Genomic DNA, 12,296 nt, shown 5'->3' with positions numbered 1-12,296 from the left:
GAGTGACCGAGATGGAAACCGTGTATTTTGCAGGCGGCTGTTTATGGGGTGTACAGGCGTTTATAAAAACATTGCCAGGTGTGACGTTTACAGAAGCGGGAAGAGCGAACGGAACAACGAACACTTTGGACGGCGATTATGATGGGTATGCCGAGTGTGTCAAAACCGAATTTGATCCGAATGTTGTATCGATGCAGGAACTGATGACGTACTTCTTTGAAATCATCGATCCGTACAGTGTGAACAAACAAGGCGAGGATGTCGGCGAGAAATACCGAACAGGTGTATACAGTGAAAACGAAACACACTTAACTGAAGCAAAAGCATTCATTACAGCAAGACCGGATGCTGGGCAAATTGTAGTCGAAGTTCTGCCTTTGAAAAACTATGTAAGAAGTGCGGAAGAGCATCAGGACCGGTTAACAAGATGTCCGGATGATTACTGCCATATTCCAGAAGCATTATTAACGAAATATAAATGAAAAAGGAACCTTCCATCTCAAACTTGATGGAAGGTTTTTTTCGGTCGCACTGCTGATTCAATCACATTCTTAACAAGTAAATTATGAATTTATCCATTTTCCGTCATATTTTCACAGAATATTAACAAAATTATGATATTATAAAAGGGAGTTGGTTAGCCTTTGCTGATTGACCATAAATTGAATGTCTAGGAGGAGAATAATGCTTAAAAATCGAAATTTACGTCTTCAGTTTTCTTGGGTACTCATTGTTTTCATTTTAATTTTACCTCTTCAATCCACTGTCACAAATGCAGCTACCGGGGACGGTTCATCGTCGGCTCCTTACTCGGTTTCACAGGCAATCAGCAATCAAAATAACTCCGTAAAAACAGTTCAAGGCTATATCGTAGGACAACCGACAGCAACAACGACCGTTCTAAAAAGCAATTTCCCAAATGACTATGCATTGGCGATAGCGGACAGTGCGAACGAAACGAATACCGCTAAAATGATCTATGTTCAAATACCAACTTCTTTCCGCACTTCTTACGGCTTAAAATCCAACCCTTCTTTAATGGGGAAAAGCATTAAAATAACAGGGTCTCTATCAGCCTACTTTTCACATCCAGGATTAAAAGATGGAACCGCCTTTACGATGGTAGGAGGAAATCCGGTCACACCGGAACCGAATCCATCAACAAATGGCTATTATGATGCGGCAATCGGAAAAACGGGTGCTGCTTTAAAAACAGCTTTGCATAATATTATTGATGATCATACAGAAATTTCGTATGCCAATGTGTGGACAGCCCTTCGCGAAACAGATGAGGATCCGAACAATCCGAACAATGTTATCCTTCTTTACACAGGGCGTTCTCAAAGCAAAATGTCAAACGGCGGAAATGCGAATGACTGGAACCGCGAGCATGTTTGGGCAAAATCCCACGGTGGGTTTGGCACATCAATGGGTGCGGGAACAGACTTGCACCATTTGCGTCCAACCGATGTCAGTGTCAACAGTACGAGAAGCAATCTTGATTTTGACAACGGCGGGAACGAACATTCAGAAGCATCCGGAAACTATTATGACTCCGATTCATGGGAACCAAGAGACAGTGTAAAAGGTGATGTCGCGCGCATGCTGTTTTATATGGCAGTTCGCTATGAAGGGGACAGCGGGGAAGTGGATTTGGAACTGAACAATAAAGTGAACAACGGCACAGCGCCTTACCACGGAAAACTCTCGGTGCTGCTTCAGTGGCACAAACAAGACCCGGTCGACAATTTCGAACGGAACAGAAATGAAATAATTTATACAGATTATCAGCACAACCGCAATCCCTTTATTGATCATCCCGAGTGGGCATCAGCTATTTGGGAATAAAATAACAAACAACACTCCCCTTTAAGTAAATTGAGTAAAGGGGAGTTTTTTTCTGCTTCATGTTATATAATTTGTGGAAGGGAGTGTTATAAATGGGCGAAATAGACATAAGTAAAGAGGCGATCGAAAAGGATTTGGCGTTGATTAAAACGTGTTTAAGACTCATTAATCAAGCGGTGGTTTTACGGGAACGCAGTGGCGAAACCTTCACCCCTTCTGAAAATGAAGAGTTACATAGATTAATATCCAAAATTGCTAAGGACTTAAATGAACTGAAAGTGAACATAAATTATGATACAAGGTAATGGAAGGACTTGGAGCGGTCTGAAATCCAGTCTTTTGCCTTAACGACGGCAACCAACTATAATGAAACGATAGATGGCTTTTAAAGGAGATTTTTTAATGAATACAAAAATGAATACACGATATAAAATTACACGTCATGACCAAGAAGGGAACCCGACGCTTAGCCTGCAGGAATGCCAAAACTTCTTTGCGACAAAATCGGATTTTGTTTATAGAGATTACTACAGTGTCACTCAAGACGGCGTTAATATGAAGATTAACGGCTACTTCTTTATGTGGCAAATAGAAGGTCTGGAAATTCCATTCCGTTTTTACGAGAACGAACTCTATGTTGCCGTATCACACCCGGCAGTAATGGATAAGACGAAGGAAGTAGCGCGCGGCTTGGAAGCGAATTACATTGAGGGGTAAATTCTAAAACAGACAGTGGGGACCGGGAATACGGGACCGACTGTTTATTTTATTTTGAAAAGGTAGGTTTTACAAATGAAGTTATTAATTTTAGGCGCAACAGGCCGGGTCGGAAGTCATTTAGTTAATAACGCGCTTCAGGACAACCATCTTGTAACGGTTCTCGTTCGTACACCGGAAAAAATCCAAATCGAGCATCATAATTTAACGGTTATTCAAGGGAATGTGCTTAATAAAAATGATATTGAGCAGGCGATGCATGGGGCAGATGTGGTAATGAGTGCACTGAATACTGATGGGGGAACGACGCTGACGGAATGCATGCCATTAATTATCGATGCGATGAAAAATGAAGGCATTAAACGGATCATCACAATCGGAACAGCCGGCATTTTGCAAAGTCGCGTAAGTCCTGAACTGTTGCGCTACCAGTCTAGTGAGTCAAAGCGGAAAATCACTCGTGCTGCAGAAGAACATCATAAAGTGTACGTATTGCTGGAGCATTCGGGACTTGACTGGACAATTGTCTGCCCTACCTATTTGCCTGACGGGGAACGGCTCGGGAATTACCGGACAGAACGAGATTTATTGCCGGTAGACGGAAGCCAAATTTCAGTCCCGGATACCGCGGACTTTGCCTATAGTTTATTGCAAAGCGGTGACTTTATAAAAGCACGTGTGGGGATCGCGTACTAACCTAATTTGGCTGAAATCATTTTGAAAATACCGATGCCTGTAAGCTTCAATGTCATTTTTTCATTATGAGACAAGCTCTTCTCAACGTAAACACACAGATTGTCGATTTGAAATTCATTATAATTATGAACGTCTTTCGGCTTCCCTAAATGCGTCATCAATTCCTGGACGGGCGGGGCACAGCAAGCGTTCACCGAAATAGTTTTTACGGAAACAGGCTTGCCTTTAGCCTGCATCCATTTTTTCGTAGTTGCATCGAGTTCGATTTGCATGAAAGGTTCCTCGCTTTCGTAGAAAAGTTCTAATATAACGGCTCAATGTTCTAATAAATTTAAAAATGTTCTAATAAAACTGCGATCTTCTAATATATATGTACGATCTTCTAATAAGTGTTCCCGATGTTCAAATATGTGCGGCGGATGATCTAATAAACCTCAGTGAAGTTCTAATATAGCGAAAAATCTTCTAATATCCACCATATCATAAATCCCAAAATATAAAAGAAACAAAAAACGAACGATTCACACTCGTTCGTTTTCATCGTTTATGAAGACAAAATATTTTCAGCCAAAACGCGCTGCACCGCATAAATATTTGTCGCTTTGTTAAACTTCTTTTGCAGAGGAACACTATTGCCCGAAATCCAAATTTTCAGCTCTGCATCCAAATCGAATGTTCCGGCTGTTTCAATCGAAAAATTCGTAATGCTTTTATACGGAATGGACATGTACTCCGTTTTCTTGCCGGTCATCCCTTGCTTATCAACGAGGATCAAGCGTTTGTTTGTAAAAATAAACGTATCGCGAATTACTCTAAAAGCGTGCTTGACCACTTCATTACTCGTAATAATTTCGGCTACCTCTTTTTGAACATCTTCTGGCTTCAATTCACTTGCATTGCCCATCAACCCATCAAAAATACCCACTCTAATCACCTCATCTGTTTATCTCCATTATTTTTACCATTGCGTTAAAAGATATACTTAAAAACGATTGAGTTTATACCAAAATATTAATTTTGACAATTTTCTATTAAAATGAGTAAAAATATGTGAGTTGGGTATTAATGCTGTATACCAAATTTAAAGGAGGTATTCTATATGAATCACTTGAAAGCTTTGGTTATTAAATTTGTGATGATTGCGGCGGTTTTAGGTATTATTCTTGCAGGGATTTTTGATTTCGCATTTAGCGACACTTTAGTAATCAGTTTAGTGTTAACACTTTTGGCTTATGTTGTAGGGGATTTAGGAATTTTCCAAAATGCCGGTGCCCGCGCAGATCAGGATAAAAGAAATATCGTCGCAACGTTATCGGATGTACTTCTAGCAGCGATTGTTATTTACTTTATGGGGCTAAGCTTTGCTGAAAACAGTGAAAGTATTGTAGCAGCAGCGATTGTATCCGCTGTAGTCATCGGTTTAGGAGAATGGTTCTTCCACAAATATATTGATCGACATGTATTTGATCGTGCCGATGCAACAGATGCTCAAAGAGAATATTAATAGTTTTGTAGTAGCGCTTTCCAATAAGGAGAGCGCTATTTTTACATAATAAAAACACGGAAATTAATCCGTGTTCAATGGCTTTATTTTCGAGTTGTTGTTGTTTCCCACATATCTTTCAGCCAAGCGTCAAACTGTGCACCTTTTTCGCCTTCGTATGTGTTGTAAATATCGATACGCATTTTTTCTAATTTTACCTTGAAGTCCTCATACGAGTGGTCCGCAGGTAAGCTCTTCTTAATACGTTTGAAAATTTTGCGCAAGTCTTTAAATAATTCGCCTTTAGGTGCTTCCGACGGCTCAACTTGCTGACCCATTTTCTTTAATTGTTTCGCAGCAGCATCACGAACTTTCGTTACTAAATCCGCTTTTGCCACATATTGCAATATTTTGATTGATTCATCCGCTTTAATTTTCGCAAGTTCCTGAACTGCTTCTAAACGTGCTTCCCAGTCTGCTGTACGATTTACGGCCTTCTTTAATTCACTGAAGTTCTCAGGTAATTGTTGTGCTGATTCTTGATTTTGTTGACTCATTATTTTATCTCCTTTGTCATTGCCTTACTAGCAATGATCCGCTCCATCTATTATAGCATGAAAGCGAGGCAAATACTCGTTCTAGTAGATTGCGGATCCGATGGCAGTGAGGCTGATTTTCTAATAAAGTTCTCCATTGTTCTAATATCTCAAAAAATGTTCTAATAAAAGTGAGATGTTCTAATATAAATCTTATTTTTTCTAATAAGTGCTCCAACTATTCAAATAAAGCACACAAATGTTCTAATATCCTGTTCATCTCTTCTAATAAGTACCCAAACTCTTCTAATAAAACTCGCACCCGCGTCCAAGCAAGCCAAAAAACAGAGCTTCTCCCTCAAAAAACGCCTGACAAACCGAGATTTTCTAATAAAGCACCCCGATGTTCTAATAACCGACCCAACTCTTCTAATATATACACGAACACTTCTAATAAAACCCGCACCTGCATGCAAGCAAGCCCCAAAATAGAGCTCCCTTCTTAAAAAAACAAGATCTTCTAATAAAGCTTACCGATGTTCTAATAACCAACCCAACTATACCCGAACTTTTCTAATAAAACCCACCACCCCACAACCTCAAACACGAAATCTCAGCTCATTTCAGTTAAACTCTTACTAAGCAATAGACAAAGGAGGAGTTCAACCAATGTTCCAAAACAAAACCGTAATCGTAACAGGGGCCGCGCAAGGAATCGGGCGCGCTGTCGCAACCCATTTTGCAAAGGCCGGAGCCAACGTTGTCATCGCAGATATTGGACATGACTTAGGTGTCCAGCTGGCAGGCGAACTTCAAAAAGAAGGCTACTCCGCCATTTTTGCTGAGACGGATGTGCGCAGTGAAGAGAGCGTGCGTCAATTGATGGAGATGGCTGCCGCCCGTTTTGGTGAAATTCATATTCTGATCAATAATGCAGGAAAAGGAAAATGGATTTCTCCGCTGGAATTATCGCTCGAAGACTGGGATGACGTCATCAATACGAATTTGCGCAGTGTCTTTTTATGCTCGCGTGAAGCGGCAAAGCGAATGAACAGCGGCGGGGCGATCATTAATCTCGCTTCAACGCGTGCGGTCATGTCCGAACCGAATTCCGAAAGCTATGCCGCATCAAAAGGTGGGATCCTCGCCCTGACACATGCATTGGCAAGTTCGTTCAGTAAGCTGAACATTACAGTAAACAGCATTTCACCGGGCTGGATTGAAACAGGGGATTATGATGCCCTTAGACCGGTCGACCATAACCAGCATTTTTCCAACCGTGTCGGCAAACCGGATGATATTGCCCGCGCCTGTCTGTATTTAGCGAATCCGGAGAATGATTTTATTACCGGAACGGATTTGACAATCGATGGCGGCATGACGAAGAAAATGATTTATGAAGAATAATAGATGAACCCTAATGGCGCTTTCCTGCAAGAAGGAGCAGCGCCATTTCCATTAATAACATATTCATGTCAATTTCCAATTAAGGAAATTGGCATTTTTTATCTGCATTTTTCAAGATTTCTAGCCTTTATTGACTAATAGTTCTAAATTTAAAAATAGTTCAGAAAATAAAGATTGTTTTTATAATTACCCTGTTATAATATAAAACGTATTAAATAACTAGGGATTAATAGTGGAGGCATTTAGCATGAAAAAATTATTATCAATCGTTACATTATCAGCACTTGTTTTAGCAGCATGCGGTGGCGATAAAACAGAGGAAAACGCAAGCGAGGCAAAAAATAAATTAGAGGAAATCCAGGCAGATGGCAAAATTCAAATCGGTCTTGAAGGAACATTTCCTCCATTCAGCTTCCATGATGAATCAGGTGCACTAACTGGCTTTGAATATGAAATTGCTGATCAAATCGCAAAAGACCTTGGTGTGGAAGCAGAATATGTGGAAACAAAATGGGATTCATTAATTGCAGGTTTAGATACGGATAAATACGATTTCGTTATTAACAACGTATCGATTACAGATGAGCGTAAAGAAAAGTACGATTTCTCAACGCCGTATATGAAATCGGAAGCGGTTGTTGCGGTACATACAGATAACACGGAAATTAAAGAGCCGGCTGACATGGACGGCAAAAAATCTTCACAAACAATTACAAGTAACTTTGCCCGCGATGCAGAAGCGCTTGGTGCAGAAGTAGTCGCAACAAATGATTTGATGAGTTCAATCGAGCTTGTTGTACAAGGCCGTGCAGATGGAACAATCCATGACCGCGTGACATTCCTGACATACTTGCAGGAACAGCCGGATACAAAATTGAAAGTGCTGGACGGTGCGATCAATTCAACTGATATCGCATTAATTTTAAATAAAGAAAACGATGAGTTCCGTGAGAAGTTAAATGAAATTATTAAAGAACGTACAGAAGACGGTACATTCGAAGCAATTTCGGAAAAATATTTTGGTGAAAATGTTATTTCAAACAACTAATGGAAAGGTCGTTTCGGCGGCCTTTTTTACATGGATTTAACTTTAGAAAGGGGTGTTAGTGGATGAGTAGAGAAATGGATATTTTACTTAACTCAATCTGGCCGATTTTAAAAGCAGGACTTCTTGTTACCATTCCGCTATCGCTCATTGCCTTTGCCATCGCATTAGTCATCGCAGTCGTAACGGCACTGGCGAGAATCTCGAACTACAAAGTATTGCGCTGGATTTTCGGTACGTATGTCTGGGTATTCCGTGGTACGCCACTATTGGTGACATTGTTTATCGTATTCTTCGGGCTTCCGAAAGTGGGGATTACCCTTGATGCATGGACAGCGGCGATTATTACTTTCTCACTGAATACAGGTGCCTATGCATCCGAATCGATCCGGGCTTCGATTTTGGCTATTCCAAAAGGACAATGGGAAGCAGCGGAATCTCTCGGGATGACGTACTGGCAAATGATGCGACGAGTAATCGCACCGCAGACCGTCCGAATTTCATTGCCGTCAGTGGCCAATGATTTTATCGATTTGGTGAAAGGGACATCTTTAGTTGCAAGTATCACACTTGCCGATCTATTCATGGTCGGACAGCAAATTACCGCACGTACATATGAGCCGCTTATGATTTATTCACTTTGTGCGGTCATCTATTTAATTTTCATTAGTATTCTGATGGTCATTCAAAGCCGCCTGGAAAAATACGCATCGAAGTATGTGTAAGAGTGGCAAATGAAGCGCTAGAAGGGAGGGCTTATTATCGTACAATTTCAGCAAATGTCGAAATTCTTTGGTGAGAACGAGGCATTAAAAAATATCAATTTAACATTTCATGAAGGCGAAACAACGGTTATTTTAGGTCCATCCGGTTCAGGGAAATCAACGCTGCTGCGCTGTATCAATTTATTGGAGCGACCTGAAAAAGGGATTTTGACAGTCGGTAATCAAAAAGTTGAACTGGACAAGCCGATTTCCCAAAAGAACCTGCTTTCGATTCGCCAAAATACGGCGATGGTATTCCAAAGCTTCAATCTGTTCCCGCATATGAAAGTGCTTGAAAATGTGATGGAAGGTCCGGTTACCGTTTTAAGAAAAGACAAAGCGGCTGCAAGACAAAAGGCACAGCAATTATTGGAGAAGGTTGGCCTGAGCCATAAAACAGACCAGTATCCATCACAACTTTCCGGCGGGCAGCAGCAGCGTGTCGCCATCGCAAGAGCATTGGCAATGGAGCCACAGTTTTTACTGTTCGATGAGCCGACGAGTGCACTGGATCCCGAGCTTGAAGGGGAAGTGCTGAAGGTGCTGAAAAATTTGGCCGAAGAAGGCAAGTCGATGATTATCGTGACGCACAACCTGAATTTTGCGCGCGAAGTGGCAGACCGGATTTTATTTCTGGAAAATGGTGAAATCGGCTATGACGGCGTAACCGAAAACTTCTTTACAGCGAACAACAATGATCGGATTCAACAATTTATCAAATCGATGCAATTTATCTAACTAGGGGGATTCAACCATGACAACAGAGAAAACGAATGTAGAGAGCTTTGATTTAGACCATACGAAAGTAGTGGCACCATACGTACGCCTTGCCGGTACGAAAACAGGAGCGAAAGGCGATGTCGTGACAAAATACGATATCCGCTTCAAACAGCCGAACAAAGCACATATGGAAATGCCGTCACTGCACTCTTTGGAGCATTTAATGGCCGACCGTATCCGCAACCATAGTGAAGATGTCGTTGATTTATCGCCAATGGGCTGCCAAACAGGCTTCTACCTGGCATTACTGAACTACAATGATTATGACGGCGTATTAACGATTATTGAAAATACACTGCAAGATGTACTGAAGGCAGAGTCTGTTCCAGCATGTAATGAAGTACAATGCGGCTGGGCAGCAAGCCATAGCTTAGAAGGCGCAAAAGCATTAGCTGAAGAATTTTTAGCAGGCCGTGCTGAATGGCATATCGTGTTCGGTGAATAATTGATGAAGCAAGTCTCCTGGGAGTGTAAACTCGCGGGAGACTTTTTAATGTTCTAATAAAAGGTCAAATTGTTCTAATATATTTTGGAAACTTCTAATAAAAGTGCAATCTTCTAATAAAACGGATAGATGTGCTAATAAGTCGTCCAGTTGTTCTAATATCACCCGCAGATCTTCAAATATCCTTCCCCGAAGTTCTAATATATGTCCCAATTGTTCTAATAAAATCCAAAACCGCCCACCTAACTCGAGTTATTCTAATAAACCCCGCCAATGTTCTAATAACCGATCTAACTCTTCTAATATCCACCCCAAATCTTCTAATAAAATCAGCACCCGAACCCGACCTATGAATTTCAGGAATGTAACGTATTCTTTTTCACTATTTTATTTAATGAAAGGAAAATTGTATACTGACATAGGAAATTTATATCTGAATTTTGTTTATTTTAGTAAGTATTATTTCATGGGAATTTTATAAAAGTGAACGAGTCTTTAGTAATTACTTGAAAGGATGATTTAAGAAACAGTCTGCACAAATTGAAATACATATTACAAATTTAATAAGGAAGGAACATGTAATTTGTTTAACTTTAAAATTCTCAAACCAAAACTCATATTAGCATTTGCATTATTTTTATTAGTACCATCCATTGCGATTGGTGCGACTGCCGCATTTATAGCAAAAGGTACTATCAAGGAAGAGTATTACAATACGATCGACAAAAACTAGGATTACTCAATACAACGATTAACAGTTTGATGGAAGATAAAATGGAGAATGTCGACTTTTTATCGAACGAAATCCGAAGCAGTGAAGAGATTGAAAAAGTCTTGAATCAATATGTTGAACTGAACGGAGACGTGGAATCAGCCTTTCTTGGCAGGGAAGATGGATCGGTGACAATTGCGCCGTACATGGCAATGGATAAAGACTTTGATGTTACGGACCGCGCCTGGTACCAGGATGCCATCGCCAACAATGGACAGGCGGTAATTTCAGATCCCTACATTTCTACGAGCAGTAATAATGTAGTTGTAACGATCTCGAAAAGCGTTGCCGGCGGGGTAGTCGGTATTAACTTGAAATTGAGCCATATTGCCGAAATTACAGGCCAGATTAATGTCGGCGAAGAGGGCTATGCAGTATTGCTTGATAGAAACGGAGAATATATCGTCCACCCGGAAGAGGAGACAGGTACTGCCCTTGGTGAATCGTTTTACGAAGTATTTTACAATAATGACGCAAGCATGATTGAGTACGATTATTTCGGTGATGAAAAAGTAGTCCGCTTTATTACGAATGAACTGACGGGCTGGAAATTAGGCGGCAACATGTATCTTCAGGAAATTGATGATGCCGCAGCCCCTATTGTTAAAGCAACCATTATCGTTATTTTAATAACAGTTATTGTCGGTGTGCTATTCATCTTTATTCTGATCCGTTCTATTATTAAGCCGATTGCGGAATTAAAAGAAAAAGCGATGATGATCAGTGACGGCGATCTGACGCAAACGATTGAAGTGAAAACGACCGATGAAATTGGACAGTTGGGTCAAGCGTTCGCGGATATGCAGGAAAGCCTGAAATCCCTCATCCAAAAAATTGAGCAAAATGCGGAACTTGTCGCTGCCTCAGCAGAACAGTTGTCGGCGAACTCCGAAGAGACGACTGCTGTGACACATGTGACACAGGAAGTTTCTACGTCGATTCAGCAAGTATCGGTAAGCGCGGAAAAGCAAAAGGACAGTGTCGATACAAGTGTCCATGCATTCGAAGAAATAACGGAGGGCGCTGTACAAATCGCGAATTACTCGGCGCAAGTTTCAGCCCTGACAAATGAAACGACGAAACAGGCCTATGATGGCGGCCAGTCTGTTGAAAATATCGTCAATCAGATGAAATCGATCAATCAGTCGGTCATTGCGTCCCATCAAACGATCCAGTCATTAAATGAACGTTCAAAACAGGTGAATTCGATTTTAAATATTATTACGGGAATTGCTGAACAGACAAACTTGCTTTCATTAAATGCCTCGATTGAAGCGGCACGAGCAGGCGAACACGGGAAAGGTTTTGCGGTTGTCGCCAATGAAGTGAAGCAACTGGCAAATCAGTCTCATCAGTCAACGAAGGATATTTATGAAATCATTTCAGCGATTCAGAATGACACAGAAAATACGGTCTCGATTATGGACCGCATTTCGCACGAAGTAGAAAACGGTGTGGAGGTTTCCAACGAAGCATTGGCGAAGTTCTCTACGATTATCGAAAGCATGGAGCAAGTAACGCCGCAAATAGAGGAAGTATCGGCAACAGCACAGCAAGTGTCTGCATCGATTCTCGAAACATCTTCCAGCGTAAAAGAAATGGCATTATTTGCGCAAGACAATGCTGCGATTTCAGAAGAAGTAGCCGCATCTTCAGAACAGCAGCTCATCGCTATTGAAGAAATTTCATCATCAGCACAAGCTTTAACGGAATTGGCACAGGAATTACAGCTCGTTATCGCGAAATTTAAATATTAAACAAAAGGCATCTTCTAGTTAGGAGATGCCTTTAAATAGGTAGAAA

The 12,296-nt window shown here is 40.9% G+C and carries 16 protein-coding genes; 13 read left to right on the top strand and 3 right to left on the bottom strand.

Annotated features, from left to right (window positions below; all coding sequences use genetic code 11):
* Positions 1–11 precede the first annotated feature (11 nt).
* From MKY51_RS13980 to MKY51_RS13960, 5 genes are all read left to right on the top strand, one after another.
* Positions 12–482, top strand: a complete 471-nt coding sequence (locus MKY51_RS13980) for a peptide-methionine (S)-S-oxide reductase (protein WP_339173109.1) — start codon at positions 12–14, stop codon at positions 480–482.
* Between the two features lie 202 nt (positions 483–684).
* Complete coding sequence (locus MKY51_RS13975) at positions 685–1,848, top strand: endonuclease (protein ID WP_339173106.1); 1,164 nt, start codon at positions 685–687, stop codon at positions 1,846–1,848.
* 92 nt (positions 1,849–1,940) lie between these two features.
* On the top strand, positions 1,941–2,153 hold the full coding sequence (locus MKY51_RS13970; protein WP_339173103.1) for a phosphoglycerate mutase: 213 nt from the start codon (positions 1,941–1,943) through the stop codon (positions 2,151–2,153).
* A 97-nt stretch (positions 2,154–2,250) separates the two neighbouring features.
* Positions 2,251–2,565, top strand: coding sequence for an excinuclease (locus tag MKY51_RS13965; protein WP_339173101.1), 315 nt, complete (start codon positions 2,251–2,253; stop codon positions 2,563–2,565).
* Positions 2,566–2,640: 75 nt separating this feature from the next.
* On the top strand, positions 2,641–3,261 hold the full coding sequence (locus MKY51_RS13960) for an SDR family oxidoreductase (protein WP_339173099.1): 621 nt from the start codon (positions 2,641–2,643) through the stop codon (positions 3,259–3,261).
* On the opposite strand, the gene MKY51_RS13955 is transcribed toward MKY51_RS13960, so the two are convergent.
* Entirely contained in the window at positions 3,258–3,533 is a 276-nt protein-coding gene (locus MKY51_RS13955; RefSeq protein ID WP_339173096.1) for a CC/Se motif family (seleno)protein, read from the bottom strand. The genes MKY51_RS13960 and MKY51_RS13955 overlap by 4 nt on opposite strands.
* Positions 3,534–3,805: 272 nt before the next feature.
* Positions 3,806–4,186: a PH domain-containing protein gene (locus MKY51_RS13950; protein ID WP_339173093.1), complete on the bottom strand. Its 381-nt coding sequence runs from the start codon at positions 4,184–4,186 to the stop codon at positions 3,806–3,808.
* A 174-nt stretch (positions 4,187–4,360) separates the two neighbouring features.
* On the opposite strand from MKY51_RS13950, the gene MKY51_RS13945 reads away from it, so the two are divergent.
* Positions 4,361–4,765: a DUF2512 family protein gene (locus MKY51_RS13945; protein ID WP_339173090.1), complete on the top strand. Its 405-nt coding sequence runs from the start codon at positions 4,361–4,363 to the stop codon at positions 4,763–4,765.
* Between the two features lie 83 nt (positions 4,766–4,848).
* On the opposite strand, the gene MKY51_RS13940 is transcribed toward MKY51_RS13945, so the two are convergent.
* Complete coding sequence (locus MKY51_RS13940) at positions 4,849–5,301, bottom strand: HEAT repeat domain-containing protein (RefSeq protein ID WP_339173089.1); 453 nt, start codon at positions 5,299–5,301, stop codon at positions 4,849–4,851.
* A 648-nt stretch (positions 5,302–5,949) separates the two neighbouring features.
* On the opposite strand from MKY51_RS13940, the gene MKY51_RS13935 reads away from it, so the two are divergent.
* The 7 genes from MKY51_RS13935 to MKY51_RS13905 all read left to right on the top strand — a co-directional run bounded on the left by MKY51_RS13935 (position 5,950) and on the right by MKY51_RS13905 (position 12,250).
* Positions 5,950–6,687 carry an SDR family oxidoreductase gene (locus MKY51_RS13935; protein ID WP_339173087.1) on the top strand — a complete coding sequence of 246 codons (738 nt, stop codon included), beginning with the start codon at positions 5,950–5,952 and terminating at the stop codon, positions 6,685–6,687.
* 247 nt (positions 6,688–6,934) lie between these two features.
* Entirely contained in the window at positions 6,935–7,735 is an 801-nt protein-coding gene (locus MKY51_RS13930; RefSeq protein ID WP_339173086.1) for a transporter substrate-binding domain-containing protein, read from the top strand.
* A 62-nt stretch (positions 7,736–7,797) separates the two neighbouring features.
* Positions 7,798–8,457, top strand: a complete 660-nt coding sequence (locus MKY51_RS13925) for an amino acid ABC transporter permease (RefSeq protein WP_339173084.1) — start codon at positions 7,798–7,800, stop codon at positions 8,455–8,457.
* 54 nt (positions 8,458–8,511) lie between these two features.
* Positions 8,512–9,234 carry an amino acid ABC transporter ATP-binding protein gene (locus MKY51_RS13920; protein ID WP_339173081.1) on the top strand — a complete coding sequence of 241 codons (723 nt, stop codon included), beginning with the start codon at positions 8,512–8,514 and terminating at the stop codon, positions 9,232–9,234.
* A gap of 16 nt (positions 9,235–9,250) precedes the next feature.
* A complete protein-coding gene (locus MKY51_RS13915; RefSeq protein ID WP_079524304.1) occupies positions 9,251–9,721 on the top strand; it encodes an S-ribosylhomocysteine lyase in 471 nt (156 codons plus the stop codon).
* Between the two features lie 583 nt (positions 9,722–10,304).
* Positions 10,305–10,454, top strand: coding sequence for a hypothetical protein (locus MKY51_RS13910; protein WP_339173078.1), 150 nt, complete (start codon positions 10,305–10,307; stop codon positions 10,452–10,454).
* A gap of 41 nt (positions 10,455–10,495) precedes the next feature.
* Complete coding sequence (locus MKY51_RS13905) at positions 10,496–12,250, top strand: methyl-accepting chemotaxis protein (RefSeq protein WP_339173076.1); 1,755 nt, start codon at positions 10,496–10,498, stop codon at positions 12,248–12,250.
* Positions 12,251–12,296 lie beyond the last annotated feature (46 nt).

Origin of the sequence: Solibacillus sp. FSL R5-0691, from assembly GCF_037974225.1 — a bacterium.
GTDB lineage: Bacteria > Bacillota > Bacilli > Bacillales_A > Planococcaceae > Solibacillus.
This window is presented reverse-complemented; position numbering and strand designations above follow the sequence as displayed.